The sequence below is a fragment of the Methylocella sp. genome (genome assembly GCF_041905455.1).
In the GTDB taxonomy this organism is placed as follows: Bacteria; Pseudomonadota; Alphaproteobacteria; order Rhizobiales; family Beijerinckiaceae; genus Methylocapsa.
Map to the genome: position 1 here is coordinate 20,873 of NZ_JAYRLA010000020.1, position 22,841 is coordinate 43,713.

Genomic DNA, 22,841 nt, shown 5'->3' on the forward strand with positions numbered 1-22,841 from the left:
CGGTTCGCGCAAGCCGGTGGCGCTCCGCCCCCGGCTTGCGCGTCATTTAAGCCCGCCGCGAAAGTCGGCGCGACGAAGGCGCTCCGCCCGGCGGGCGGACGCCCGGACCAAGGATGCGAAGACGGATATGGACAAGGTTCCGATGACGGCGGCGGGCCATCTCGCCCTCGAAAGCGAGCTGAAGCGGCTGCAGCAGATCGAACGGCCCCGGATCATCCAGGCGATCGCCGAGGCGCGCAGCCATGGCGACCTGTCGGAGAACGCCGAATATCACTCGGCGAAGGAGGCCCAGTCGCTCAACGAAGGCCGCATCGCCGAGCTCGAGGACAAGCTGTCGCGCGCCGAAGTCATCGACGTCTCGAAACTCTCCGGCTCGACCGTGATGTTCGGCGCGACCGTCACCCTCGTCGACGAGGACACCGAGGAGGAGAAGACCTACCAGATCGTCGGCGAGGCCGAGGCCGACGTGAAGTCCGGCCGCGTGTCGATCACCTCCCCCACCGCCCGCGCGCTGATCGGCAAGAAGGTCGGCGACAGCGTCGAGGTGAACACGCCCGGCGGCGGCAAGAGCTACGAGATCCTGAAGGTCGTCTTCCACTAGGTTTTGGGCTTGGCGCGCGGGCTCGGCTCCCTGGCGCGCGACGGGAGGCGCATTGCCGGCGCACACCATGGCGCTCGTCCTCCTGGCGGCGCTGCTGCACGCCAGCTGGAACGCGCTGATCCGCTCGAGCGCCGACCGCAGCCTCGACGCCGCGTTCGTCGCCGGCGGCGCGGGAGTCGCGGCGCTCGCCGCCCTGCCCTTCCTCGCCGCGCCCGCGCCGGCCTCTTTCGGCTTCCTCGGCGCGTCGGGCGTCATCCACGTCTTTTACATGCTACTCGTCGGCGCGATCTACGCGCGCGGCGAGATGAGCGTCTCCTACCCGCTCATGCGCGGCTCCGCGCCGCTGTTGACCGCGCTCGGCGGCGCGCTTCTCTTGGGCGAACGAATGTCGGCGCTGGGATGGGCCGGCGTGGCGCTGACGAGCGGCGGCGTCCTCGGCCTCGCCGCCTCGGCGGCGCGGCGCGGAAGCGCGCCGACCGCGCTCGCCTTCCTCAACGCGGCGGTCATCGCGAGCTATACGCTGGTCGACGGCGCGGGCGCGCGCGTCTCGGGCTCGCCCGTCGCCTATACGCTGTGGACGCTTCTTCTCAGCGGCGCGCCGGTCGTCGCGCTGGCCATGCGGCGGCGCGGCGAAGCCTTCTGGCGGCATTTGCGCAGCCGCTGGAACAAGGGGCTCGCCGGCGGCGCGGCCAACGCCGCCGCCTATGCGCTCGTGCTTCAGGCCATGACGCAGGCGCCGGTCGCGGCCGTCGCGGCGCTGCGCGAAAGCTCGATCGTCTTCGCCATGGCGATCTCGGCCTTTTTCCTGAAGGAGCGGCTGACCCCGGCGCGGCTCGCCGCTGCCGGCGCGATCGCCTGCGGCGCGGTCCTGCTGCGCCTCGCCTAAGCCCTCACCCTGTCCGTCGCCATCAGCGCGAGGCCGGAGGCCACCGACTGGAAGGCGTCGCCGACATGAATTTTCCCCTCGCCGAAGCGGCGCGCGAACAGCGCCCGCACGGCCGGCACGTAGGAGGTGCCGCCGGTGAGGAACACGGCGTCGATCTCCTCCGCGCCGAGGCCCGAGGCGTCGAGCGCGCGCTGCGTCGCCGCGCCGATCCGGTCGAGGTCGTCGGCGATCCAGCTTTCGAACGCGCGTCGGCTCACCTGCGCCTCGATATCCACCCCCTCGCGCGAAAAGGAGAAGCGCGCGCTCTCCTCGCCCGACAGCGCCGCCTTCAGCGCGCCGACCGCGCGATAGAGCTCGAAGGCGAGGTCATGCTCGATCACGACCCTGAGCTTGCCGAGCTTCTGCGGCTCCTCCGCCGTCTTGATCAGCTGATCGAGCTCGGCGAGCGTCTGCGGGGTCTTGAGGAAGGAGAGCTGGTGCCATTGCGCGAAGGCGGCGTGCCAGAAGGCGGGGATCGGCAGGCGCTTGTCGAACGAGCGATAGAACGAGCCCTTGCCGAGCTTCGGCGCGACGACGTGCTCGATGATGCGGTAATCGAAGCTGTCGCCGGCGACGCCGACGCCCGCATGGCCGAGCGGCGCTGCCTTGAGGCGTCCCTTTTCGCGCGAGAGGCGCAGCACGGAGAAGTCGCTGGTGCCGCCGCCGAAGTCGGCGACGAGCGCGGTTTCCTCGCGCCGCGCCGTCCGCGCGCGCCAGTAGGCGGCGCCCATCGGCTCGAGAGCGAGCTCGACCTCGCCGACGCCGGCGAGGCGGAAGGCCTCGCGCAGCCGCGCGACGGCGAGCGCCTCGTCGGGATTCTCGCCGGCGAAGACGACCGGCCGGCCGGCGAGGACGGCGACGCCGCGCGGCGCCTGCGCCAGCAGGTCGCGCAGGAACACGGCGATCAGCTCCTCGACCGTCAGCCGGTGGCCGTAGAGGCGCGTCTCCGAAAAGCCGCGGCTGCCGAGATAGGTCTTCACCGACTGGATGAAGCGCTGCTCGCCTTCGGGCGCGAGCGCCCGCTCGAGCGCCTGCGGCCCGCAGGCGTGGGCGAGCCTTCGCCCCTCGCGCCAGAAGGCGAGCGCCGAGCGGAACGTCGGCGTCGGCCCCTGCGCGCTCGGAAAGACGAGGCTCTCGACTTCGCCGTCCTCGAAGGCGAGCGCGACGACGCTGTTGGTCGTGCCGAAATCGACGCCTATGCCGCACAGGCGCGGGCCGCTCGCGCTCATTCCTCGTCCCCTCAAAACAAAGGCCCGCGCGAGTTTTCGCGCGGGCCGGAATTATTGGGCCGCCCCGCGCGTCGCGGGGTGGAATATGCGTCAGTCTTCGGCCTTGCCGCCCTTCTCGCGCGCCTTGAGGGCCGCGCCGAGAATGTCGCCGAGCGAGGCGCCGGAGTCGGCCGAGCCGTACTGGGCGATCGCCTCCTTCTCCTCGGCGACCTCGAGCGCCTTGATCGAGACCGACACCTTGCGGGCGCGGCGTTCGAACTGGGTGACGCGGGCGTCGACCTTCTCGCCGACGGCGAAGCGCTCGGGGCGCTGGTCGGCGCGGTCGCGCGCGAGCTCGCTGCGCTTGATGAAGGCGGTGTAGTCGGTGCCGACGACGCGCACGTCGAGGCCGCCGTCCTTCACGTCCATGATCTCGCAGGTGACGACGGCGCCCTTCTTGAGGTCGTCGCCGGCCTCGCCCGGAGCGCGCGGCTCGGACGATTTGGTCGACTCGCCGTCGAGCTGCTTCACGCCGAGCGAGATGCGCTCCTTGTCGATGTCGACGTCGAGCACCTTGGCGCGGACGACGTCGCCCTTCTTGTAGTCCTCGATCGCCTGCTCGCCCGGACGCTTCCAGTCGAGGTCGGAGAGGTGGACCATGCCGTCGACGTCGCCGTCGAGGCCGATGAACAGGCCGAACTCGGTCTTGTTCTTGACCTCGCCCTCGACCTCGGAGCCGATCGGGTACTTCTCGGCGAAGGACTCCCACGGATTGGCGAGAGTCTGCTTGAGGCCGAGCGAGATGCGGCGCTTGACCGGATCGACCTCGAGCACCTGGACGTCGACCTCCTGGCTCGTCGCGACGATCTTGCCGGGATGGACGTTCTTCTTGGTCCAGGACATCTCCGAGACGTGGATCAGGCCTTCGATGCCGGGCTCGAGCTCGACGAAGGCGCCGTAGTCGGTGATGTTGGTCACGCGGCCGCGGAAGCGGGCCTCGACCGGATATTTCGCCTCGATGCCCTGCCACGGATCGTCGAGCAGCTGCTTCATGCCGAGCGAGATGCGGTGCGTCTCGTGGTTGATCTTGATGATCTTGACGCGGACCGTCTGGCCGATGCTCAGCACCTCGGTCGGATGGTTGACGCGCCGCCAGGCGATGTCGGTGACGTGCAGCAGGCCGTCGATGCCGCCGAGGTCGACGAAGGCGCCGTAGTCGGTGATGTTCTTCACCATGCCCTCGATCACCTGCCCCTCTTCGAGATTGGCGACGATCTCGTGGCGCTGCTCGGCGCGCGACTCTTCAAGCACGGTGCGGCGCGAGACGACGATGTTGCCGCGGCGGCGGTCCATCTTGAGGATCTGGAACGGCTGCGGCACGCCCATCAGCGGGGTGACGTCGCGGATCGGGCGGATGTCCACCTGGCTGCGCGGCAGGAAGGCCACGGCGCCGTCGAGGTCGACGGTGAAGCCGCCCTTGACCTGGTTGAAGATGACGCCCTCGACCTTCTCCTGCTTCTCGAAGGCCTTCTCGAGCTTGACCCAGCTCTCCTCGCGGCGCGCCTTGTCGCGCGAGATGACCGCCTCGCCGAGCGCGTTCTCGATGCGCTCGAGATAGACCTCGACGACGTCGCCGACCTGCGGCGCGCCCTCGCGGTTCGGCCCCTGGAATTCCTTGAGGGCGACGCGGCCCTCGGTCTTGAGGCCGAGGTCGACGACGGCGACGTCCTTTTCGATTGCGACGACCGTCCCCTTGACGACCGAGCCCTCGAAGGCTTCGCTACGGCCGTAGCTCTCGTCGAGGAGCGCGGCGAAATCCTCGCGCGACGGCGCGTAGGTTGAAATTGATGACATGTGGTCTCCGTAAGGCCTGCGCGTCTCGCGCAGGGGGCGCCGGGGGCTAGAGGTAAACATGCTCCCCTCCGCCGAACTCCCTGACGCGAAGGCTCGTGCTTCGCGCCGGGAGAGCCGCTTGCGGCGGACCGGCGCCGGAACGGCGGAGAAAAGCGGGTTTAAGCCGCCTATCTAGCAACGTCGCGCCGCAGCGGCAAGAGCGCGCTTGAGAGCGCCGCGCAGGTCGCGCGCCCGATCGCGGGAAGACCGCGCCGCCGCGTCCTTTCTTGTCTACTTCTCGGCTATTTTCGTGGCCGCCGGAGCGTCGGCGCGCGCGACCTTGAGGGAGACCACCCCCGCCTCGATCATGCCGAGCGCCAGCGCCGCGCCGCGCGCGAGATCGAGGTCGCGCCCCTTGACGAACGGCCCCCGGTCGTTGATCCGCACGATGATGACCCGGCCCGTGGCGGGATTGCGCACTTCGAGGCGCGTGCCGAACGGCATGGTGCGGCTCGCGGCGGTGAAGCCGTCGGGATCGAAAGCCTCGCCCGAGGCGGTGATTTTCCCCGATGAATAATAAGACGCCTTGATGGCGATCACGTCAGTGATTCCGGCGAGCGAGTCAGCGTAGACGATCGAAGCCGGAGACATCATGCAAAGGCTAACTGCGGCGACCCAAGAAAATCTCAACTGCACGCCTCCTCGAACATTTCGGAAGCGGCGCGATTAATAAGAGATTATGACAAAATATGGATGGATGAGCTCGCCTCTCCGCGGCCAATCTTGACCGTGTTGGAACAGGCGGGGGGATCGACTGCGCGGGAGAGCGACGCCGCTTTGGGGCGTCCAGCCACATGAATCCCTGCGTCTCCACGACCGGACGCCGCAGGCTCGACGTCGACGAGCGCGACGGCAGGAGACGCCAGAACCTGCGGCGTGCGCGCAACGCCGATCGTCGCCGGACGGACCGGCGTCCGATCAGGATCGCGGCGTCATGTCGCGCTTGCGTCCGCCCCGGCAAGCTTCCGCCGGCGGCGATCTACGGCCGCCGCTTCACGCGAGCGGCGGCGGGCTCAGCGCTCGACGGTCTCGCCGCTCTGGGCCCATTCGAGGAAGCCGCCGGGAAAATGCGCCGTCACGTCGCCCCGGCCTTCCCTTTGCGCGAGATCGAGCGCGGCGAGCGAGCGCTTGCCGGAACGGCACGACAGCACGACGCGCTTGCCGGGCGCCGCCGCCGGAAGCCTCGCCGGATCGAAGCTCCGCAGAGGATTGAGCGTCGCGCCCGGAATGTGGCCGGCGGCGTATTCATCGGGCTCGCGCACGTCGACGAGAAGAATCGAACCGTCGGCGAGGCCGCGCTTCAGGTCGTCGATGTCGACATTTTCAACGGGGGCGGCCATGGCGCGGTCTCCTGAAATTCGGGCCGCCCTGTTTACATGACGCTTCTGCATCGCGGAAGGCGGTCAGCCGCGCCTTTCGGCGATCTCGCGGGCGCGGCGCAGATCTTCCGGCGCGTTGACGTTGAAGAAGGGGTCCAGCGGCTCGGCCGGCCACTCGGCGAAGGCGCAAAGCCTTCGCGCGAGAAAGGCGCCGACCCCGCGCAGGCCTTCGCCGTCAAGCGCCGCGCGCAGATCGGAGCGCGACGAGACGGGCCAGAGCGCGACGACATGATGGGTTCGGCCGCCCGAGCGCGCGCAGGCGATCTCGGCCCCCGCCTCGCGGCGCGCGGCGGCGAGGCGCGCGGCGAGATCGCAGGGCAGGAAAGGCGCGTCGCCCGGCGCGAACAGCGCATCCTCGACGCCCGGCCGCTCAGCGGCGATCCAGTCGAGGCCGGCCAGGATCCCGGCGAGCGGGCCGAGGCTTTCCGCGCGCCCGTCGGCGACGACGGGCAGGCCGAAGCTCCCGAAGCGCGCCGGATCGCCATTGGCGTTGAGGATCGTCCCGGCGCACTGCGGCGAAAGGGCCTCGATCACGCGGGAGAGGATCGAGGTCCCGCCGATCTCCTGCAGCGCCTTGTCGCCGCCGCCGAGGCGGCTCGCGAGGCCGCCCGCGAGCACGACGCCGACCGGCGCGCTCAAAATCTCCACCATAGGGCGGCGACCGGCCCGAGCTCGCGGCCGGCGTTGCGGCCGGCGACGGTGAAGAACCCGCCGAGCTGCACGGACCAGCGCGCGGCGAATTCATAGACGAGGCTGAGCTGGAGCTTCTCCCAGGCCGAGCTCGGAAAGCTCGCGGAGCCTTCGGTCTGCAATTCGCCAAATCCCTGCATGAGGACCAGAAGCTTTTCGACCGGGCGGACGCCGAGGGCGAAATCGAAACGCCAGCCGCCCGGCTGACCCTGTGCGTAGAAGCGGTAGCCGGCCTCTGCGCCGACGAAGGCCGGCATGGCGCCGAGCGCGAATCCATAGCCGGCGAGACCGCGCAGGTCGAGCGAGGCGGCGCGCCGCGGCGAGGCGAGCGCGCCGTTGAAGGAAAGGCCCGAGGTCAGGAGCGTCGCCTGCGCGGAGGCGACGAAGCCGTTCGCCTCGAAGATCCCGAAGCGCGCGCCGGCCCCGCTCTCGCCGAGGCCGCTCGTCGAAGGCAGCGGCGCCGGCTGGCGGACGCGGTCGTAGGCCGGAGCGGCGACGAGCGTCACCCGATCCGTCAATCCATATTCGAGATAGGCGCCGAGCTCGAATTTCTGATAGTCGGGCACCGGCACGAGCCGGCCGCGGCTGTCGAAGGCGCGCGTCGAGCCCGAGAACGCCGCCCCGGCGATGAGCTGGCCCTCGCCCGGCGGCATGAGCCAGGCGCCGCAGCGGGCGCCGGTCGCCGTCAGCGCCGACAGCGCGCCGAGCGTCGCCGCGCAGAGGCGCGCGCGAAAAGCGGTTTTTGTTTCCGGAGACTCGCGCACGCGGCGCCATCCCGCTTGGCGCGATAATTGAGATATGTCATCACGCGTTTGTATAAGTCGCCACGGCGCCGGGGTTGCATTTCCCATCCCGGTCCCGACATGGTGAACGGGGCGGCGCGCGGGACGCGTGAGCCCTTCTCCCTCACGTCTGGAGCGAGCGTGCCTCATCTTCTGCAGGGCCTGCGCGAAATTGCGCCCCGCTACGACCTGATCCTCTCAGACGTCTGGGGCGTCGTGCACAACGGCGCACGCGCCTACGTCGAGGCCGCCGACGCCCTGTCGCGCTTCAGGGCCGGCGGCGGAACGGTCGTCCTCATCACCAACTCCCCCGCGCCGAGCCGCATCGTGCGCGGCCAGCTCGACTATCTGCGCGTCCCGCGCGCGGCCTACGACGCCGTCGTCTCGTCGGGCGACGTCACCGTGGCGCTGCTCATGGAGCGGCGCGGCCTGAGCCTGTTCCACATCGGCGCGGCGCAGGAGACGGGGCTGTTCGACGAGGTCGAAGCGCTGTGCGGGGAGCGGCCGCGCGAGGCGCCGATCGAGACGGCCGACTTCATCCTGTGCACCGGCTTCATCGACTTCTACCACGAGACGCCGCCGGACTACGACGAGCGGCTGAAGCGCGCCCGCGCGCGCGGCCTCGACTTCATCTGCGCCAATCCCGACATCGTCGTCGAGGTCGACGGCGCGCTGTCCTGGTGCGCCGGCGCGATCGCCGAGCGCTATGAGCGGATCGGCGGCCGCGTGATCCAGGCCGGCAAGCCCTTCGCGCCGATCTACGAGCGCGCCCTCGCCCTGGGGGCGGAGGCGCGGGGGGGCGCGGTCGAGCGTTCGCGCGTCCTCGCAGTCGGCGACGCCATGCGCACGGACATCGCCGGAGCGGCGAAGAACGGCCTCGACGGACTGCTCGTCACCTCGGGCATTCATCGCGCCGAACTGCACCTGAGCGAGGACGAGGACGCCGCCCTCGACGAGGCCGCGCTGCGGCAGTTCGTGGAGGATTCGGGGCTGCGGCCGAGCGCCGCGACGCCCGCCCTCGCCTGGTGAGGCGGCGCGCTTGACGGCGCCGCGGCGGCGCGGCAGGTTCGCGGCGCCGCGCGCCACGAGGGCGCAGGCGAGAACGCAGGAACGATGATGCGTGTTCAGCGACAGCCGCGTTGGCGCCGGCGGAGCGCCCCTTGAGCGCCTCCGCGCCCGCAAGGAGCTTCGTCCTCGCGCTCGATCCGCAAAGCCCGCCTTCAGGGCTCGAAGGAGCGGTCGTCGCCATCGGCAATTTCGACGGGGTGCACCGCGGCCATGTCGAGGTGATCCGCCGCGCGAAGGCGCTCGCGGCCGAGCTCGGGCGTCCCTGCGCCGCGCTGACCTTCGAGCCGCATCCGGCGGAGTTCTTTCGCGGGCGCCACGCGATCTTCCGGCTCGGCTCCATGGAGTCGAAGGCGCGCGAGTTCGAGCGGCTCGGCGTCGACGGCATGATCGTCGTCGAATTCAACGAGGCGCTGGCGGCGCTGGATCCTCAGGCCTTCGTCGAGGACGTGCTGGTTCGCCGCGTCGCCGTCGGCGGGGTCGTCGTCGGCTATGACTTCCGCTTCGGCGCGGAACGCGCGGGCGGGGCGCAGACGCTGTGCGAGGAGGGCGCGCGGCGGGGCTTTCGCGTCGAGGTCGTCGAGCGCGTCAACGTCGAGGGCGGACGAAATGCGCCGGCCTCCTCCAGCGCGACGCGCGCGGCGCTCGAGGCGGGCGACGTCGCGCAGGCCGCGCGCCTGCTCGGGCGCCCCTACTCCATCGCCGCGCAAGTCCTGCCAGGACAGCAGCTCGGGCGCACGATCGGCTTTCCCACCGCCAATCTCGCGCCGGGTCCGGCCTTCCGGCTACGCGAGGGCGTCTACGCCGTGCGCATCCTGATCGACGGAAAGACGCATGACGGCGTCGCCAATTACGGCCGCCGGCCGACGGTCGGCGACGGCGCGCCGCTGCTCGAAATCCATGTGTTCGATTTCGACGGCGACCTCTACGGCGAGGCGGTCGAGGTGTTCTTCGTCGAATGGCTGCGCGGGGAGCGCAAGTTTCCTTCGCTTGACGCGCTGAAGGCGCAGATCGCCGAGGACGCGCAGGCGGCGCGCAGGCTCTTGCGCGGCGAGGCGTGAGGCGTTGGGACGCGAAAAGCCTTGTCTTCGCCGCGTCGTTCGCTTAATTTTCGATCGGTTTATATTGTCGAGCCGCATGTGACGTTCGAGTCCGCCATTCAGCATGTTGGCTGCGCGGCCCTTCCGGGCGCGACGGGCGGAGCTTGGCTCGACGCCGAGACGCTTCTGCTTATCCGCCCCTGAGGGCCGGCCGGGCGTTTCGCCTGGGCGCTCAGGGGACGCGCCGCCGCACAGAAGCCGCTCTTTAATTCTTCCGGAACCGAAACGTCATGACCGAATCCGCCGCCCCGCGCGACGACGCGCGCTCCAATTCCGAATCCGTCGTCATCTTCGACACCACCCTGCGCGACGGAGAGCAGTCGCCCGGCGCGACCATGCATCTCGAAGACAAGCTGCAGGTCGCTGAAATCCTCGACCAGATGGGCGTCGACATCATCGAGGCCGGCTTTCCGATCGCCTCGGAGGGCGATTTCGAGGCCGTCGCGGCGATCGCCGAACGCGCCCGCAACGCCGGCGTCGCCGGCCTCGCGCGGGCCATCGAGGCCGACATCGCCCGCTGCGGCGAGGCGGTGCGCAAGGCGCGGCGCCCGCGCATCCACACCTTCGTCTCCACCTCCCCGATCCATCTGCGCCACCAGATGAACAAGAGCGAGGATCAGGTCCTCGAGATCATCGCCCGCACGGTGACGCAGGCGCGCAACCTCGTCGACGACGTCGAATGGTCGGCGATGGACGCGACCCGCACGCCGATCGACTATCTCTGCCGCTGCGTCGAGGCGGCGATCCGCGCCGGCGCGACGACGATCAACCTGCCCGACACGGTCGGCTACGCCCTGCCGCACGAATATGAGGCGATGTTCCGACAGGTGCGCGAACGCGTGTCGGGAGCAGACAAGGTCGTCTTCTCGGTGCATTGCCACGACGATCTCGGCCTTGCGGTCGCCAATTCGCTGGCCGGCGTCGCCGGCGGCGCGCGCCAGGTCGAATGCACCATCAACGGCCTCGGCGAGCGCGCCGGCAACGCGCCGCTCGAGGAAGTGGTGATGGCGATGAGGACGCGCGGCGACTCCCTGCCCTTCCGCACCGGGATCGACGCGACCTATCTGAACCGCGCCTCGAAGCTGGTGGCGGCGGTGGCCTCCTCTCCGGTGCAGTCGAACAAGGCGATCGTCGGCCGCAACGCCTTCGCCCATGAGAGCGGCATCCATCAGGACGGCGTGCTGAAGAACGCGCAGACTTACGAGATCATGACGCCGGCGAGCGTCGGCGTCACCAAGACCTCGCTGGTGATGGGCAAGCATTCCGGCCGCCACGCCTTCAAGGACAAGCTGCGCGAGCTCGGCTACGAGCTCGCCGACAATGCGCTGGCCGACGCCTTCGCGCGGTTCAAGAATCTCGCCGACCGCAAGAAGGTGGTCTACGACGAAGACCTGATCGCCCTCGTCGACGACGAGATCGTCCACGCCCATGACCGCATCAAGCTCGTCGACCTCACTGTCTTCGCCGGCACCAGGGGGCCTCAGTCGGCGGTGCTGACGCTCGCCATCGACGGCGAGGAGAACACGCACCAGGCGACCGGCAACGGTCCGGTCGACGCCATCTTCAACGCCATCCAGGCTCTCGTGCCGCATGGCGCGACGCTGGAGCTCTATCAGGTCCACGCCGTCACCAAAGGCACCGACGCGCAGGCGGAAGTTTCGGTGCGTCTGTCGGAGGACGGCAAGACGGTCACGGCCAAGGGCGCCGATCCCGACACGCTCGTCGCCTCGGCCAAGGCCTATGTGGCCTCGCTCAACAAGCTGACGATGCGGCGCGCGAAAGGCCACGACGCCCTCGCGAGCTGAGCGGACACGCTCGGCAAGACTTATGAAAACAAGACGTTGGCGAAGACGCAAAACAGTGGCGCGGACCGGCTTTGGCTCTGGACAGCATGAAGCCGGTTTGCTAAACGAACGCCTCCGAAGCGGATGGCCCGACCTTCCGCGCGGGGTTTGATGGGCGCATAGCTCAGTTGGTAGAGCAGCTGACTCTTAATCAGCGGGTCCAAGGTTCGAGCCCTTGTGCGCCCACCATCAAATCAAGGGCTTAGCGCGCGTCGCCGGTAAGCTTCCCCGCTCCGGTAAGCGTACGGTAAGCGCGCGGCTCAAATTCCGCCTCCGCGGCGCGGCCAGATGAACTGATCCGGCGTCTCCTCCGCCCGCGGCACGCCCGTGTCGATCGCGAGCACGTCGACGCCTTCGAGCAGCGGGGCGGCCCTAGAGGGCGTCACGTCCTTCAGCTCGGCCGGCGCGGCCTCATAGGTCGTCTCGAATCGCACCAGGACCGGGCCGCCGCCGATATGCGCGCCGATCGCCTGCGCCGGCTTGCCGAAGCCGCGGTCCAGCAGCTCGCGCGCCGCCGCCAGCTGGGTGCGCTCGTCGGCGCCGCGGCGCATCAGCCAGACGAGCTTGTTCACCGCCTCCGCGCCGTGCCTGGCGGCGAGCTCCTTCATCGGCCGGGTCAGCTTGTTCGGCACGCCGCGCTTGCGGCCAGGGCGCTTCGGCTGGCCCAAGCATCATGCGCCCGACCTTCTCGCCGCTCGGCGTGAGGCGGACGCGGTGAACGGCGCGCGGCGCGTTGGTCTCGACGTCGCGAAACAGCAGGACCGCCGCCGGGACGCGCAGGGTTTCGCCGCCGTCGCGCCACGGGCAGGCCGGATGGAAGCGCACCCATTCGTCGGCGCCGGCCGGCAGGACGAGCTTGCGCGACGCGAGGTAGCGCTCGACGATGGTTCCACGCGGGTCGCGAGCCGCGTTCCAGAGTTCGAGCGCGCGTTTGGTGCGCTCGGCGTCGTCGGGATCGGGCCCCGCCGAGCGTGGCGCCCGATCTACGGGGCGCGACCGCGCCTGTAGGTCGCGCGAGAGGCGAAGGCGCACGCGGACGTGATCCTTGCAGTCCTGCCAGGGATCGCCGCAATAGGAATGCGTCCTGAAGGAGCCGTCGCCCGTCAAGGTGACATGCAGGCTCCGATCGGCGGGCCCATGCTGCGGGCCGGGACACAACACGTCATGCCGGCCGAGCGGTTCGCCGCCAAGGAGACGCGCAGCTACTCTGTTGTCCATGCGCGCCTCCTAAAACGGAATTTCGTCGTCGGGGCCGGACGGTCCGGTCGGCGCCTGCCAGCTCGAGGACGGGTCGTAATCCTTCGGCGGGCGACCGGAGCCGCGATCACGCGGGACCTTCGGCTCGCGCTTCTTCGGCGGCTGGTGCAAGGCGAGCACATGGTCGGCCGTGACCGACAGTGAGACGCTCGCCTTGCCGTCCTTCTCGTAGATCTTCGCCTCGAAACCGCCTTGAACGCTGAGGGCGTCGCCGTCGCCCAGTCGCTCGAGCTCGGCGCAGGCCGTCTCGCCAAAGGCGAAGATTTTCCAGAAGCGAAACTCCGTTCCGGCGCGCTCCTTCAGCGTCGCCATCACAAAGGCGTTGCCCGCCTTGGAAATGCGGCTCTCGGGGGCGCGAAACAACGTGCCCTTGACCAACACCGAGGCGCTCATGCGCGCCTACCGTCAAAGGCCAACTCGGCGACAAGCTTGGCGCGGCTGAGCGGCAGGGCGTAGCGGCGGGCGAGAAAGCCCGCTTGCAGTTCGAGGCGGTTGAGGCTATTTTCCGGGCTGTTCCAGCTGCCGAGCAGAACAATCCCGGAGCCGGTCCGCGCGCCACACGCGGCCGGCTTCGCTGCTTTGTGGGTCATGTTATTCCGTAGCCTCCGAGGTCGACGCCCGCGCCGGGCTGATCCTCGACAAAGCCCAGCTGTCGAGGTCTTCCGGCCTGTAGAGCGTGACGCGCGCGCCGGCCCTCGCGAACGGCGGGCCGCCGCCGATGACGGCGAGCTTCATCAAGGTGTTGTACGAGCCGAAGCCGAACTTCTGCGTCAGATATTCGCCGGCGTCCCTCCTGTTGAGGAATTGCCGCGCCTCTTCCAAATTAGCCATGCTGCCACCCGGATTGAATTGGATGGCTTTGGATTATGCCCATAAATCACAGCGCGTCTAAAGCCGCGTCCGCAAAACTACGGGAATTATTTCTTATTATTTTTCATGAGCTTAAGACGGTTTTTCCGCATTAGTCCCGTAACTTTCGTTTTCGCCATCCCCTCCATCTCGCCAACTTTTTTGACGGCCTGCGCTTGAATATCTTCCCTCGCCTGATCGACGCCGGCCGCCCTTATGCGAGGCCTGATGCTTTTCTTGGTTTCGGCGACGAGCTTAGGAATGTAGATTTCCTCGATTGCCGCCTTCACCGCGCCCTTGGTCGTGTCGTGCTTCTCCGGCCGGCCTGGGCGTCGTCTCAACCGCTTTTTCAACTGCAACAGAGACGAGCCTTGCGGATCGAGCGCGAAAGCAAGCGCCTGCCTCAGGTCGGGGGTTAAGGGCGCGTTGCCTCGAAGAATGCCCAGCAGGGCTTGCAGCCCGCCGGAGACGTCGTTTTCCTCGACGGACTTCTTGCCGCTTCGCTCTTCTCGCGTGACGCGTTGGATCTGGTTCTCATCGCGAAGCCATGCAATCGCGCGCTTTTCGTTGTCTGAGGCCATCGTCGATCCTCCGGGCCAGTCGCGAACGTTAACATGCTGCGCCGGCGCCGATCGCCAGCGCGGCCGCCCGGTGCTTTTCGATCAGGTCGGCGAGCGCAGGAGAGACGGACGCGCCGTGCTGCGCCGCGTGGGTGACCGTCGCAGCGGAGGCGAAACCGAACAGCGCGGCGAGACCTCCGGTGCGCAAGAAGCGGCGGCGGGAGGCGGCGGTTTTGTTCTCAGCCATGGTCAGTCGCCTCCAGCATAGCGAGGTGAGCGCGATCAGCGCGATTTGCGATCTTGCTCGCCGCGATGCGCGCGATTTTGAGGACGGAGAGAGACCGCGTGATGTGGCAGCCGCGTCGCTTAAGCTCTGGCATGTGTCCGGTGAAGATCATCTCGATTACTTCAAGGCACACGACCAGATCGTCGGTGTCGCTGGCCAAGTCTCTAATGGTGTCAATGTCAGGCAAGCCGGTAGCGGCCGCCGGAACGGTGACGTTCGGCATGGTTATCTTCCCTTGATCGGAAACAGACGGTATGAGATAAATATCTCAATCCCTTTCGGTCAAGAGAAATATCTTAAATTGAGTAAAATATCTCATGTGACCGGAAGGCAGCTTTCCGCCGCGCGAGCCTTGCTCGGCATGGATCAAGCTAGCGTCGCTGCGCTTTCGAGCATTTCAATCCAAACGCTTCGGCGCATGGAGGCTGCCGCGGGGCCGGCCACGGGAATGCCAAACAACGTTTCGGCCGTCCGCTCCGCCCTCGAGGCGGCGGGCGTCGAGTTCATCGCCGAGAACGGCGGCGGCCAGGGGGTGAGGCTGAGGAAGGACGCGCCGGAGGGGAAACCGTGATAGGCTTGCAGCTATGATCGACGACGCAGACACGCAGGCGACGGCCGCCTTGAAATCGGGCGGCGGCGGCGGCACATTTGACGGCATGGAAGCGCGCGTCGCCGTTCTCGAAAACAGTGTTCAGCACATCCGCGACGACATCGCCGAGGTGCGCAAGGACGTGCGCGAAATCAGGGGCGACATAGCCGGCCTTCGGAGCCAGGACGAGAAGAACTTTCGTCTTCTGTTTGGGGCGCTTATCGCCGTCGCTCTCGGCCTCGCCGGCCTGATGGCGAAGGGCTTCCACTGGTTCTGAGCGCCGCCTGCGCGCCCCTACCTCCTCCGATCATACCTCCGCGCCGACAGCGACGCAGCCAGCGCCGTAAGGTCGGCGGGATCGGGCGGCGGCGCGTCGGGGCGCGGATCAAGAGCCGGAGCGCGGTCGCTTCGCTCCTTGTTGGAGGCGATCCTTTCCGCCCCGCTCGCCGCCAAGGCCGCGGCGAGCCCGACGCTGTTTCCGAACCGCCGTCCCGCGGACCGGTTTTCTTGCTGGCGAGCGAGAGCGTCCGCGAGCGCTGACACATAGCGGTCCCGTTGCCCTCCCCGCGCCGCCAGGATACGGGCGATCTCCCCATAGCTCTGCGTCGGATCCTGCCTGACGACGGCATTGTAGAGAGCCTGCACCGGCTTCTTGACAAGGAGCGTCGAGGCCATGCCGGTGAGCGTAGAGTTGGGATTGAAGAACGGCGTCTCGCTCGACGGGTCCGGCTTCATCGCCCGCATCGCCGCCTGCCGCTGGGCTGTCTGCGAATTCTCGACCACCTTGTTGAAGGTGTCGCGGAACTTCGCCTCGCGGTCCACCGCGTCGATGACTTCGCCCGTGCGATTGAGGCCGAACACCGTCCCGAGCCGCGCCCGGTTCCAGTCGCCCTCGCCCTTGATGATGTTCCTGCCGGCGACGAGATCGTTCGCCCGCGTGTCGAGCAGGCGCTCGATCTCGCCGCGCGCTCCCTTCGCCAGCGCCGCGCGTTCGCCCGGCTCCATCGCGCCATAGCGCAGGTTGAGCGCCTCCGGCGTCATCGCCGTCTTGCCGCTGTCGAGAAGCGACGTTCCCTCGCCGACCGCCTCGGCCCGCCGGGCGAGCGCCGCGCTGTCGCGGTTCGCCGCTGCGTAGCCCGGAACCTGCGCCTCAAGCGCCGCGTTCAACTCACCGCGCATCTGCCGCAGCGCGCCCTGCTGCCGCGCCACCGCGCCGGCGGGGACGCCGAGGCCGGGCGCGTCATACTGGATCACGTTGTCGAGCTCGCCCTTGATCTTGTGCAGGTTGAGCGCCGCGCTCTTGGGGACGAGCGCGCCCGTCGGGCCATTCTCCATCAGGGCGTCGCGCAGCGACGTGAGCGCGCGGCGCTCCATTCCCTCGGAACCCGTGATCATCTGCCCGAGACGCGCCAGCACGCCGCTCGTATCGACCGGCGGCGCGGCGCCGAGCGCCTGCGGATAGCTCCGCGCGTCGACGTCGCCGCGATGCGCGAGGATGGCGTTGGTGGCGAGCTGGGGGTCCTCGGCCGGTCCGAGCGCGCGATTGAAGTCGCTCTGAAGGCGCTGGTTGGCGGCGGCGTTGCGTTCGGAGAGCGCGCGCGCCAGGACCGAGCGCCCCTCGTCCGAATTGAGCGCCGCGCCCTGCGCCTTGCCGAGCAGCGCCGGTCCGGCGTCGGCGAGCATCGCGTCGCCGCCGAGGCGGCGCAGCTCGGACTGGACCTGCTGCGCGCCGTCGGCCTGAAGCGCCGCGAGAAGATGCTGGTTCGCCGCGTTCGAGATCGGCCCGTTCCGGCTCGACAGCGCGTCGGCGAGCGCCGAATAGCCCCTGCCGATCCCTGCCGCGACAAGCGGCATGGCCCCGCCGAGGCCGAAGCCGAATCCGGCTCCTCTCGCCTCGCTGGCGAGCGTCCCGCGCGCGTCGCTCCAGTCGGGCGCGTCGGACAGGCCCTGCGCGGCGCCGACGCCGGCGCCGCCGAGCGCGGCGGCCAGCGCCTTGGCGCCCAGCGACGCCGCCTGCGCGGCGACTCTGGCCGCGCCGAAGGGAACCGCGAGGCCGCCGAGCGCCGCCCCCGCCCCCGCGACAATCGGGTGCTCGCGCGTCAGCTGCGCGCGCGCCGCGCGCTCGGCCGCCAGATTGGCATCATAGCTCTGGCCGTTGTTGAGGCCCGGAAGCCATGTCTTCTCGGCGGCGACGAGCCGGTCGGAGAACGGCAATCCCATATTCAGCGCCCGCGCGCCGCTTTCCAGCATCCCCATGACGCCGCCATGATCGGCGGCCGGCGCGGCTGGAGCGGGCTGGGCGTGCATCTGAGAGAGCGCGCCGATCGCCGCAGTCTCGTCCGGCGCGTCGACCTCATATTCCTCGCCGCCGGGCATGGTCATGTGGAAGGTCGGCATTATTTGACCCTCCGCACCTTGATGCCGTTGATGATCTGCTCATGCCCGGCCGCCATCGGCATGTTCGCGCCGCCCTGGAACTCGGGCAGAACATAGCTCTGGGTCAAATCCTGCCCCGTCACCGGGTCCGAGATGTGGTGCGCGCCATCGTAATCGGTGATGATCTTCTGCACCTGCACGGGGTTGATTTTCTGGCCCGAGGCGATCGCCTGCGCCGTCGCCTCCCGGATGGCGTTGCCGACGGCGATGTTGCGCTGCTCGATCTGGCTCGCCTCGAGTTCACGCGCGATGCGCCGCGCCGCCTGCAAAAGCTCCTGATCGTTCTCGACCGCGAGCCGCGGCAGAAGCTTGGCGATCCTCTCGACGCTCTCGCGCCTGAGCGCCTCCGGCGCGCACGCCGGCGCCGAGCGAAAGGCGGCGACATAGGCGGGCGGAGGCAGCGACATCAGGCGTCCTCCTTGTCCGGTTCGCCGGAGCGGCGCAGAAACTCGTTCGCGACCTCCTCCGGATCATAGCCATAGCGCCAGCAGAGCAAATTCAGGCCGCCTACGGGATCCTCCAGAAGACGCCGGATGATCTTTTCAAGCTGCCGCATGCCGGCGAGCTCGACGCCGAGGGTCGTGCCGTTGCGCTCGGCCTTCTCGACATATTTGCCGAGCCCGGCATAGCGTCGCATCCCGGCGTCCATCTCGATCTCGCGCCGGGCAATGTCCGCGCGCAGGCACTCGGGCAGGTTCGGCCATTCCGCTTTCGCCCGCGCCGACCAGCCCGGCGGCGGCAAGGTGAGCCCCGCGTCGAGCGCGGCCTTGACCGGATCGTCGCTCATGCTGACGCCGCGGTGATCGTGACGCCCGATCCATCAGCGGTCGCCGGCGCGCTCATGGTGATCGAAGCCGGATAATTCGCGCCGGATTGATCGGGGCTGTTGACGAGAACGCCGGATTGGCCGCCGGGCGTGACGGAAAGCACGATCGCTCCCGCCGGAATGCCGGCCCCCGACAGCGCCTGACCGGGATAGACGGGAACAGGCGTCGCCATCGTCTGCCCCCGTCTACGGTCCGACGGCAGCCCTGCGCTTGTGCCGGCTCTAGCAAAGCTGGAGCACGCTCGCTGGGAGATGACGCGGACCTATGAGGATGACCTCGCGAGGAGCGGGACGGGCGCGACGCCTCTACGCGTCGCCGTGGGCAGGGCGAATAGTGCCGCTAGGCGGACCGGGCGAACAGCCCGGCGAGTAAACCGGCATGAATAAGCCCCGCGTTCGCTGCGCCGCGCAACCGTCAAAGGTTGCGCCGCCTAGCGTATGCAATTCGGAGAAAAACGATGGGCTTTGCTTCATCGCTCGCCCGCGCCGCTCGCGACAAGGTTCGCGGCGGCGAGAGCGGGCATACGCCGCTCACGGTGTCGGACGTTCGCCGGAGCGTTCATCAGCTTCGCCGCGATCGCGAATACATGCTTGAGCGCGAGCGTCGCGCCGGCATTGAGAAGGCGCTCGCCGAGTTCGGCGGCGCTGAAGCCGTCGCCGCGCTGGCGACCAAGGTCAAGCCCGGCAAGGCGCGCGGCGTTGGCGAGCTTCACCGCAAGACCGCCAAGGCGACCAAAGGGCCGGGTTTCAATCCCGCGCCCTGCGCCGCCAACTTTCGCGCCAAATTCGCCTGACCGCTCAACCCGGCATGGGAGACCGTGCCGGGCGCTTTCGCGCGCCTGTAGTGCTGTTATAAAAGCAACACCACACCACACCACACCACAACAAACCCGCCGCGGGCTGCCCGCGGCGGGCGCTTCCGCGCGCCTTCGGCGACGCAGCATGAATTGTGGCGAAATCATGTGGATTTGGCACCAAATAAGGCAATTTGGGGCGATGGTTACATGGTGGTTACATTGACGGTGGAACTTAACGAGAACAAAGTATGTGCATTTCGATGGTGCAGTGCGATTTTGTGCGATTTCGCACTTTGGGCGCGGTACGTTCCAGCGCGGCAATCGCTGTTTTTTCAATGGGTTACCCCTATATATTTATAAATTCTTTATACTATACTTAGAATAGAGAAAAATAGGAGTGTGTTAGGCTTTTTTCTTGTGGGCCTTACGGCCCATTTCATATACCCTTACACACACCTCTAAAACCGCCAAACCTAAAGAGACCTTAAAGGTCACGCTATCATATTCTTTTCATTAGTGTTTTCGTTTTGAGCTATTCCCTGCCGATCTATGCAGAAAGAGGTCAGGAACGAATTCCCTTTAGCATTTCTTTAGCAATTACTTGTAAATTGTTTAGTTTCGTTTTTTCTTGATTAGTTTTTGAGTACTCATTGAGCCCTCATTGAGCCCTCATTGAGTACTCAATGAGCCATCAATGAAGGATCAGACCGACCAACGCCGTTTGGCCGGGCTGAAGCGCTGAAATGTAAATGTAAGCGCTTTATTTATTGACGTATAAATTACTACAGCACATTTATGGTGCGAAATAATTGAAAGTGTCGGCTATGAATGATGATGAAAATGACCTTCTCGTGACTGAAATGGCCGCGCGACACTGCAAAGTCTCGCGCGCGACATTCATCGGATGGCGCAAGTGCGAAAAATACAGGCTGCCGGTCCCGGAGCGTATTGGCCGCGGCGACTTCTGGCGGCGTGGTGATCTTGATGACTACATGCGCAACCGATATGGTGGGCGAAGGTTGATTACCACACGAACCGTCAACGGTTCGGTTTGCGCTGTCTCCAGCGCGCCTGCGCCCGCCAAAGCGCCAAAATCTACGCCGCTGCCGCCCGTCAAGCCTGCCGACCTCGACCCCGCCGACTGGATCATGCATCCTGCCGCGCCCGGCGAATTCGGGCCTGCGCAGATGCCCTGGCCGCCGGAGGAAGGGAACGAGGAAAATCTGGCGCTCGCCATTGCGCTTGCGCGCGGCGCCGCGACAAGGCAGGCGGACGGCTCTCCGCCGGACCCTGAAGTGTGGACGTCTTTCTGGATCGTTTTCCGCAGCGCGCCTTATCGTCTCGGCGCGATCACATTTTTCAAGCGCTTCAAAGATCGCTTCATGCGTGAGCTGCCGTTCCTTGAACGGAACATGCATGACGGCACGAACCCGCCCGAGATGTTTGAGCGCTGGAAGTGGGTGCGCGCCGTCGTCCTTGGCGAGATCGACCCTCATGACGACGAAGACTCATCGGAGCCGGATGGCGGCGACGACCTCGACGATATGCTGCGTAGGCTCACCCCATAACACATTATGCCGACAATACTATTAATGTATGTCGATCATAATGTAACACGCGATGGTCGCGCCGGCGGTCGAGTTGTAAGGAGGTCCGGGTGAATGATTATCAGAAAGATGACGCCGAAGCGCGGCAGCGGTTGCGCGTCGCGATTGTTCGTATGGAGCGAGCGGTGATTAGCATTCATCAATGCGTCCATATGGCCGCCGCCGTCCGCTTTGAGCATGCCGGCGCCCTGCCGCCGCTGGAGATGGTCAGGCGGGTTCACGATATCTCGATTAGCGTCATGAGGGATATGGACGCTGTGGCGACCGCGTTGCGCATGGCGCAGAAGGCGTGTGACAAGGCGCTCGACGACGCGCTTCTCATGGCGCTTCAGGCGCCGACGCAGGAACAATGCCATGCCGGGTAATCGCCCGATCACTGGCGCGCAGCGCGAGGCGCGGCGCGCGAGCATGCGCAAGCTGAACGCGCTCAAGCGCAAGCGCAAGATGCGCTGGCTCGCGCCTGAGCTGCCGGCGCTGGAGCCGTCACGGCGCTGGCTTGCGCCTAAGCCGCGCTCGCCGGCTGAGCGGGAGGCGCTGGCCCGCGCCGTGGCGCGAGCGGACGTGGCGCGTAAAGTGGCGCGCCGCATCGCCCGACGCAACCGATCGGAGGCGGGAACATGAAACTACCCTTGCAATCCGCCGCAGGCGGAGGCACGCTGCCGCCTGTGGAGGCGCGCGTGTCACGGCTTGAAAGCGATATGGCCGAGATCAAGTCGGACCTCAAAGCCATGCGCGCCGACATCGCATATCTGAAGGGGCGCTTCGAGGGGTTCGAGGGTCAGCTTAAGGGGTTCGAGGGCCATCTGCGCTCGCTCCCCGGCTCATCCTCTTCGTCCTCGCGATCTTCACCGCGTCCGGCCTGCTGCGTTATTTCGGGCATTGAGCCCGCATCGCCCGTCGCGCCCATGCCGCGCCGCGCTGGCGCAGCAAGTATAAAGAAATAATAAGCGCAACATAACGAAACTATTCTGTGGATCGGCAAACAACGGCGTGGCATTATCCGCCCGCTTGCCGCGCCGTGAACACCTATGGCCAGTTGAGGCCGTCCCCTAAAGCCCAAAACTCAGGAGCAGTCATGTCACGCCGCAACAAAGCCGCTCGCGCTGCTGTCGAAGAGACGCCCGTTCAGGGAACCATTGACGCCGAAAACGTCCCCGAGCGGACGCTCGCCTACAACGACGACGGCGAGTTGATCTATGAGGACACCGGCGAACTGTATATCGCGCCCGGCGAGGAGACGAGCGACGCGCCCGCGGAAGCTTTCCAGGCCTATGACGAGACCGACGAGCATCCGCAAGAGGAGCGGCCGCAAGCCGCCGAAGACTGGCGGCCGCAGTTTCAGGAAGACGAGCCGGAGCCCGAGGACGACGTGACGCTATGCGAAATGGCTCGGGGAGCACATCGTCGATGTCGACGACTATGTCGCCAAGGTGATGGCGAACTGGCAAACGCTCATGTCGCCGCTGACCGAGGAGCGGTTCTGGCTCGCCGCCGTCGCGACGTTAACCGTTGGCGCGCGTCTCGCCAATCAGCTTGGGTTCGCGGCGATCGACGAGCTGGCGCTGCGACGCTTCCTGCATACCGAATGGACCCGCATGCGCCAAGACCTGTCGCTGGCGCCGAACGATCTCACCAAAGCCACCAACGTCATTGCGTTGCTAGGCCAGTTCCTCGGCGAGCAGCGGGCGGAACACACGCTGGTCACAGACGTGCTGGCAAGCGGCGCGAGCGCCCCGGCGGTAAAGGTGTTCCACGAACACACGCTCGACCGACTTAAGACCATCACCGTGCGCATCGCCAAGCAGACGAAACATGTCCGCATCGCCAAAGGCGCGTTCGATGATTGGTTGACGAAGCGTGGCATGCCGGTGCCGGCGTTCACTAGCGCCGCGACAAAGCTTCTGCACATGCGAAGCGGGCTCGACTTCATGGGCGCCGGCACGCGCTATGCGACCGCAACTGAACCTATTTACACGATCGCCGCCGCCGGCACTGTGCTTGAAAAGCACATCGCGTTCTGATTAAATATAGATTGCACTCAACTAAATCGCGCGCTAGTATAATCGGACCGTGGCAAGCGGCGCTAGCGCCCCGCCCGCCCCTTTTCCGGGCCGCGCGCAAGCGGGAAAGCCCCTCCCCTGGCTATA

32 protein-coding genes and 1 tRNA gene are annotated in these 22,841 nt (G+C 67.2%); 14 read left to right on the plus strand and 19 right to left on the minus strand.

Going from position 1 to position 22,841, the window contains the following annotated elements; genetic code table 11:
- The first annotated feature begins 127 nt into the window (after window positions 1-127).
- Window positions 128-601 (plus strand): transcription elongation factor GreA, encoded by a 474-nt coding sequence (gene greA / locus ACE3OG_RS14300; protein WP_374309804.1) that lies wholly within the window; start codon window positions 128-130, stop codon window positions 599-601.
- A gap of 67 nt (window positions 602-668) precedes the next feature.
- A complete protein-coding gene (locus tag ACE3OG_RS14305; protein WP_374309806.1) occupies window positions 669-1,487 on the plus strand; it encodes an EamA family transporter in 819 nt (272 codons plus the stop codon).
- Here the strand turns inward: ACE3OG_RS14305 and ACE3OG_RS14310 are convergent.
- The 6 genes from ACE3OG_RS14310 to ACE3OG_RS14335 form a co-directional block, all read right to left on the minus strand.
- Window positions 1,484-2,755, minus strand: a complete 1,272-nt coding sequence (locus tag ACE3OG_RS14310) for an Hsp70 family protein (RefSeq protein ID WP_374309808.1) — start codon at window positions 2,753-2,755, stop codon at window positions 1,484-1,486. The genes ACE3OG_RS14305 and ACE3OG_RS14310 overlap by 4 nt on opposite strands.
- Before the next feature lie 90 nt (window positions 2,756-2,845).
- The gene (gene rpsA / locus ACE3OG_RS14315) at window positions 2,846-4,588 is read right to left on the minus strand and encodes a 30S ribosomal protein S1 (protein WP_374309810.1); all 1,743 of its coding nucleotides are present in this window, start codon (window positions 4,586-4,588) and stop codon (window positions 2,846-2,848) included.
- Window positions 4,589-4,858: 270 nt separating this feature from the next.
- Window positions 4,859-5,221, minus strand: a complete 363-nt coding sequence (locus ACE3OG_RS14320) for a septal ring lytic transglycosylase RlpA family protein (protein WP_374309811.1) — start codon at window positions 5,219-5,221, stop codon at window positions 4,859-4,861.
- Window positions 5,222-5,640: 419 nt separating this feature from the next.
- On the minus strand, window positions 5,641-5,967 hold the full coding sequence (locus ACE3OG_RS14325; protein ID WP_374309813.1) for a rhodanese-like domain-containing protein: 327 nt from the start codon (window positions 5,965-5,967) through the stop codon (window positions 5,641-5,643).
- 63 nt (window positions 5,968-6,030) lie between these two features.
- On the minus strand, window positions 6,031-6,657 hold the full coding sequence (gene mobA, locus ACE3OG_RS14330) for a molybdenum cofactor guanylyltransferase MobA (RefSeq protein ID WP_374309815.1): 627 nt from the start codon (window positions 6,655-6,657) through the stop codon (window positions 6,031-6,033).
- The gene (locus ACE3OG_RS14335) at window positions 6,642-7,460 is read right to left on the minus strand and encodes a hypothetical protein (RefSeq protein WP_374309817.1); all 819 of its coding nucleotides are present in this window, start codon (window positions 7,458-7,460) and stop codon (window positions 6,642-6,644) included. Before ACE3OG_RS14335 ends, mobA begins: the two co-directional genes overlap by 16 nt.
- Window positions 7,461-7,619: 159 nt before the next feature.
- Here ACE3OG_RS14335 and ACE3OG_RS14340 point away from each other — a divergent pair, with 159 nt between their 5' ends.
- The 4 genes from ACE3OG_RS14340 to ACE3OG_RS14355 all read left to right on the plus strand — a co-directional run bounded on the left by ACE3OG_RS14340 (window position 7,620) and on the right by ACE3OG_RS14355 (window position 11,676).
- Window positions 7,620-8,507: a TIGR01459 family HAD-type hydrolase gene (locus ACE3OG_RS14340; protein WP_374309819.1), complete on the plus strand. Its 888-nt coding sequence runs from the start codon at window positions 7,620-7,622 to the stop codon at window positions 8,505-8,507.
- Between the two features lie 131 nt (window positions 8,508-8,638).
- A complete protein-coding gene (locus ACE3OG_RS14345; protein WP_374309821.1) occupies window positions 8,639-9,604 on the plus strand; it encodes a bifunctional riboflavin kinase/FAD synthetase in 966 nt (321 codons plus the stop codon).
- 269 nt (window positions 9,605-9,873) lie between these two features.
- The gene (locus ACE3OG_RS14350; RefSeq protein WP_374309823.1) at window positions 9,874-11,448 is read left to right on the plus strand and encodes a 2-isopropylmalate synthase; all 1,575 of its coding nucleotides are present in this window, start codon (window positions 9,874-9,876) and stop codon (window positions 11,446-11,448) included.
- A 152-nt stretch (window positions 11,449-11,600) separates the two neighbouring features.
- Window positions 11,601-11,676: transfer RNA gene (locus ACE3OG_RS14355), tRNA-Lys, on the plus strand.
- Window positions 11,677-11,747: 71 nt separating this feature from the next.
- Here ACE3OG_RS14355 and ACE3OG_RS14360 read toward each other — a convergent pair.
- Window positions 11,748-12,119, minus strand: coding sequence for a hypothetical protein (locus tag ACE3OG_RS14360; protein ID WP_374309825.1), 372 nt, complete (start codon window positions 12,117-12,119; stop codon window positions 11,748-11,750).
- On the opposite strand from ACE3OG_RS14360, the gene ACE3OG_RS14365 reads away from it, so the two are divergent.
- Window positions 12,109-12,495, plus strand: coding sequence for a hypothetical protein (locus ACE3OG_RS14365; RefSeq protein WP_374309827.1), 387 nt, complete (start codon window positions 12,109-12,111; stop codon window positions 12,493-12,495). The genes ACE3OG_RS14360 and ACE3OG_RS14365 overlap by 11 nt on opposite strands.
- A 219-nt stretch (window positions 12,496-12,714) precedes the next feature.
- On the opposite strand, the gene ACE3OG_RS14370 is transcribed toward ACE3OG_RS14365, so the two are convergent.
- The 6 genes from ACE3OG_RS14370 to ACE3OG_RS14395 form a co-directional block, all read right to left on the minus strand.
- Entirely contained in the window at window positions 12,715-13,137 is a 423-nt protein-coding gene (locus ACE3OG_RS14370) for a single-stranded DNA-binding protein (protein ID WP_374309829.1), read from the minus strand.
- Window positions 13,134-13,334, minus strand: coding sequence for a hypothetical protein (locus ACE3OG_RS14375; RefSeq protein WP_374309830.1), 201 nt, complete (start codon window positions 13,332-13,334; stop codon window positions 13,134-13,136). Before ACE3OG_RS14375 ends, ACE3OG_RS14370 begins: the two co-directional genes overlap by 4 nt.
- Before the next feature lies 1 nt (window position 13,335).
- Window positions 13,336-13,575, minus strand: a complete 240-nt coding sequence (locus tag ACE3OG_RS14380; protein WP_374309832.1) for a DNA-binding protein — start codon at window positions 13,573-13,575, stop codon at window positions 13,336-13,338.
- Window positions 13,576-13,661: 86 nt separating this feature from the next.
- Window positions 13,662-14,174 (minus strand): hypothetical protein, encoded by a 513-nt coding sequence (locus tag ACE3OG_RS14385; protein WP_374309834.1) that lies wholly within the window; start codon window positions 14,172-14,174, stop codon window positions 13,662-13,664.
- A 28-nt stretch (window positions 14,175-14,202) separates the two neighbouring features.
- Window positions 14,203-14,400, minus strand: a complete 198-nt coding sequence (locus ACE3OG_RS14390; RefSeq protein ID WP_374309836.1) for a hypothetical protein — start codon at window positions 14,398-14,400, stop codon at window positions 14,203-14,205.
- A complete protein-coding gene (locus tag ACE3OG_RS14395) occupies window positions 14,393-14,662 on the minus strand; it encodes a hypothetical protein (RefSeq protein ID WP_374309838.1) in 270 nt (89 codons plus the stop codon). The genes ACE3OG_RS14390 and ACE3OG_RS14395 overlap by 8 nt, the downstream gene beginning before the upstream one ends.
- A gap of 225 nt (window positions 14,663-14,887) precedes the next feature.
- Here ACE3OG_RS14395 and ACE3OG_RS14400 point away from each other — a divergent pair, with 225 nt between their 5' ends.
- Entirely contained in the window at window positions 14,888-15,010 is a 123-nt protein-coding gene (locus ACE3OG_RS14400; RefSeq protein WP_374309840.1) for a hypothetical protein, read from the plus strand.
- A 49-nt stretch (window positions 15,011-15,059) separates the two neighbouring features.
- Entirely contained in the window at window positions 15,060-15,305 is a 246-nt protein-coding gene (locus tag ACE3OG_RS14405) for a hypothetical protein (RefSeq protein WP_374309841.1), read from the plus strand.
- A gap of 17 nt (window positions 15,306-15,322) precedes the next feature.
- Here the strand turns inward: ACE3OG_RS14405 and ACE3OG_RS14410 are convergent, their stop codons facing one another.
- From ACE3OG_RS14410 to ACE3OG_RS14430, 5 genes are all read right to left on the minus strand, one after another.
- Window positions 15,323-17,425 (minus strand): hypothetical protein, encoded by a 2,103-nt coding sequence (locus ACE3OG_RS14410; protein ID WP_374309843.1) that lies wholly within the window; start codon window positions 17,423-17,425, stop codon window positions 15,323-15,325.
- Window positions 17,425-17,871: a hypothetical protein gene (locus tag ACE3OG_RS14415; protein WP_374309845.1), complete on the minus strand. Its 447-nt coding sequence runs from the start codon at window positions 17,869-17,871 to the stop codon at window positions 17,425-17,427. Before ACE3OG_RS14415 ends, ACE3OG_RS14410 begins: the two co-directional genes overlap by 1 nt.
- On the minus strand, window positions 17,871-18,251 hold the full coding sequence (locus ACE3OG_RS14420) for a hypothetical protein (RefSeq protein ID WP_374309847.1): 381 nt from the start codon (window positions 18,249-18,251) through the stop codon (window positions 17,871-17,873). The genes ACE3OG_RS14415 and ACE3OG_RS14420 overlap by 1 nt, the downstream gene beginning before the upstream one ends.
- Complete coding sequence (locus ACE3OG_RS14425; RefSeq protein WP_374309848.1) at window positions 18,248-18,463, minus strand: hypothetical protein; 216 nt, start codon at window positions 18,461-18,463, stop codon at window positions 18,248-18,250. The genes ACE3OG_RS14420 and ACE3OG_RS14425 overlap by 4 nt, the downstream gene beginning before the upstream one ends.
- A 297-nt stretch (window positions 18,464-18,760) precedes the next feature.
- Window positions 18,761-19,003 (minus strand): hypothetical protein, encoded by a 243-nt coding sequence (locus tag ACE3OG_RS14430; protein ID WP_374309850.1) that lies wholly within the window; start codon window positions 19,001-19,003, stop codon window positions 18,761-18,763.
- Between the two features lie 908 nt (window positions 19,004-19,911).
- On the opposite strand from ACE3OG_RS14430, the gene ACE3OG_RS14435 reads away from it, so the two are divergent.
- From ACE3OG_RS14435 to ACE3OG_RS14450, 4 genes are all read left to right on the plus strand, one after another.
- The gene (locus ACE3OG_RS14435) at window positions 19,912-20,655 is read left to right on the plus strand and encodes a hypothetical protein (protein WP_374309852.1); all 744 of its coding nucleotides are present in this window, start codon (window positions 19,912-19,914) and stop codon (window positions 20,653-20,655) included.
- A gap of 89 nt (window positions 20,656-20,744) precedes the next feature.
- Complete coding sequence (locus ACE3OG_RS14440) at window positions 20,745-21,059, plus strand: hypothetical protein (RefSeq protein ID WP_374309854.1); 315 nt, start codon at window positions 20,745-20,747, stop codon at window positions 21,057-21,059.
- The gene (locus ACE3OG_RS14445) at window positions 21,049-21,315 is read left to right on the plus strand and encodes a hypothetical protein (RefSeq protein ID WP_374309856.1); all 267 of its coding nucleotides are present in this window, start codon (window positions 21,049-21,051) and stop codon (window positions 21,313-21,315) included. Before ACE3OG_RS14440 ends, ACE3OG_RS14445 begins: the two co-directional genes overlap by 11 nt.
- Window positions 21,312-21,638 carry a hypothetical protein gene (locus tag ACE3OG_RS14450; protein ID WP_374309857.1) on the plus strand — a complete coding sequence of 109 codons (327 nt, stop codon included), beginning with the start codon at window positions 21,312-21,314 and terminating at the stop codon, window positions 21,636-21,638. Before ACE3OG_RS14445 ends, ACE3OG_RS14450 begins: the two co-directional genes overlap by 4 nt.
- A gap of 134 nt (window positions 21,639-21,772) precedes the next feature.
- Here ACE3OG_RS14450 and ACE3OG_RS14455 read toward each other — a convergent pair whose 3' ends face one another.
- On the minus strand, window positions 21,773-21,991 hold the full coding sequence (locus tag ACE3OG_RS14455) for a hypothetical protein (protein ID WP_374309859.1): 219 nt from the start codon (window positions 21,989-21,991) through the stop codon (window positions 21,773-21,775).
- A gap of 157 nt (window positions 21,992-22,148) precedes the next feature.
- Here ACE3OG_RS14455 and ACE3OG_RS14460 point away from each other — a divergent pair, with 157 nt between their 5' ends.
- The gene (locus tag ACE3OG_RS14460) at window positions 22,149-22,715 is read left to right on the plus strand and encodes a hypothetical protein (protein WP_374309861.1); all 567 of its coding nucleotides are present in this window, start codon (window positions 22,149-22,151) and stop codon (window positions 22,713-22,715) included.
- Window positions 22,716-22,841: the final 126 nt, after the last annotated feature.

Coding starts and splice junctions, on each gene's coding strand:
- greA (WP_374309804.1), top strand. CDS start 128: ATGGACAAGGTTCCGATGACGGCGGCGGGCCATCTCGCCCTCGAAAGC.
- ACE3OG_RS14305 (WP_374309806.1), top strand. CDS start 669: ATGGCGCTCGTCCTCCTGGCGGCGCTGCTGCACGCCAGCTGGAACGCG.
- ACE3OG_RS14310 (WP_374309808.1), bottom strand. CDS start 2,755: ATGAGCGCGAGCGGCCCGCGCCTGTGCGGCATAGGCGTCGATTTCGGC.
- rpsA (WP_374309810.1), bottom strand. CDS start 4,588: ATGTCATCAATTTCAACCTACGCGCCGTCGCGCGAGGATTTCGCCGCG.
- ACE3OG_RS14320 (WP_374309811.1), bottom strand. CDS start 5,221: ATGATGTCTCCGGCTTCGATCGTCTACGCTGACTCGCTCGCCGGAATC.
- ACE3OG_RS14325 (WP_374309813.1), bottom strand. CDS start 5,967: ATGGCCGCCCCCGTTGAAAATGTCGACATCGACGACCTGAAGCGCGGC.
- mobA (WP_374309815.1), bottom strand. CDS start 6,657: ATGGTGGAGATTTTGAGCGCGCCGGTCGGCGTCGTGCTCGCGGGCGGC.
- ACE3OG_RS14350 (WP_374309823.1), top strand. CDS start 9,874: ATGACCGAATCCGCCGCCCCGCGCGACGACGCGCGCTCCAATTCCGAA.
- ACE3OG_RS14370 (WP_374309829.1), bottom strand. CDS start 13,137: ATGAGCGCCTCGGTGTTGGTCAAGGGCACGTTGTTTCGCGCCCCCGAG.
- ACE3OG_RS14375 (WP_374309830.1), bottom strand. CDS start 13,334: ATGACCCACAAAGCAGCGAAGCCGGCCGCGTGTGGCGCGCGGACCGGC.
- ACE3OG_RS14380 (WP_374309832.1), bottom strand. CDS start 13,575: ATGGCTAATTTGGAAGAGGCGCGGCAATTCCTCAACAGGAGGGACGCC.
- ACE3OG_RS14385 (WP_374309834.1), bottom strand. CDS start 14,174: ATGGCCTCAGACAACGAAAAGCGCGCGATTGCATGGCTTCGCGATGAG.
- ACE3OG_RS14390 (WP_374309836.1), bottom strand. CDS start 14,400: ATGGCTGAGAACAAAACCGCCGCCTCCCGCCGCCGCTTCTTGCGCACC.
- ACE3OG_RS14395 (WP_374309838.1), bottom strand. CDS start 14,662: ATGCCGAACGTCACCGTTCCGGCGGCCGCTACCGGCTTGCCTGACATT.
- ACE3OG_RS14400 (WP_374309840.1), top strand. CDS start 14,888: ATGCCAAACAACGTTTCGGCCGTCCGCTCCGCCCTCGAGGCGGCGGGC.
- ACE3OG_RS14410 (WP_374309843.1), bottom strand. CDS start 17,425: ATGCCGACCTTCCACATGACCATGCCCGGCGGCGAGGAATATGAGGTC.
- ACE3OG_RS14415 (WP_374309845.1), bottom strand. CDS start 17,871: ATGTCGCTGCCTCCGCCCGCCTATGTCGCCGCCTTTCGCTCGGCGCCG.
- ACE3OG_RS14420 (WP_374309847.1), bottom strand. CDS start 18,251: ATGAGCGACGATCCGGTCAAGGCCGCGCTCGACGCGGGGCTCACCTTG.
- ACE3OG_RS14425 (WP_374309848.1), bottom strand. CDS start 18,463: ATGGCGACGCCTGTTCCCGTCTATCCCGGTCAGGCGCTGTCGGGGGCC.
- ACE3OG_RS14435 (WP_374309852.1), top strand. CDS start 19,912: ATGAATGATGATGAAAATGACCTTCTCGTGACTGAAATGGCCGCGCGA.
- ACE3OG_RS14445 (WP_374309856.1), top strand. CDS start 21,049: ATGCCGGGTAATCGCCCGATCACTGGCGCGCAGCGCGAGGCGCGGCGC.
- ACE3OG_RS14450 (WP_374309857.1), top strand. CDS start 21,312: ATGAAACTACCCTTGCAATCCGCCGCAGGCGGAGGCACGCTGCCGCCT.
- ACE3OG_RS14460 (WP_374309861.1), top strand. CDS start 22,149: ATGTCGCCGCTGACCGAGGAGCGGTTCTGGCTCGCCGCCGTCGCGACG.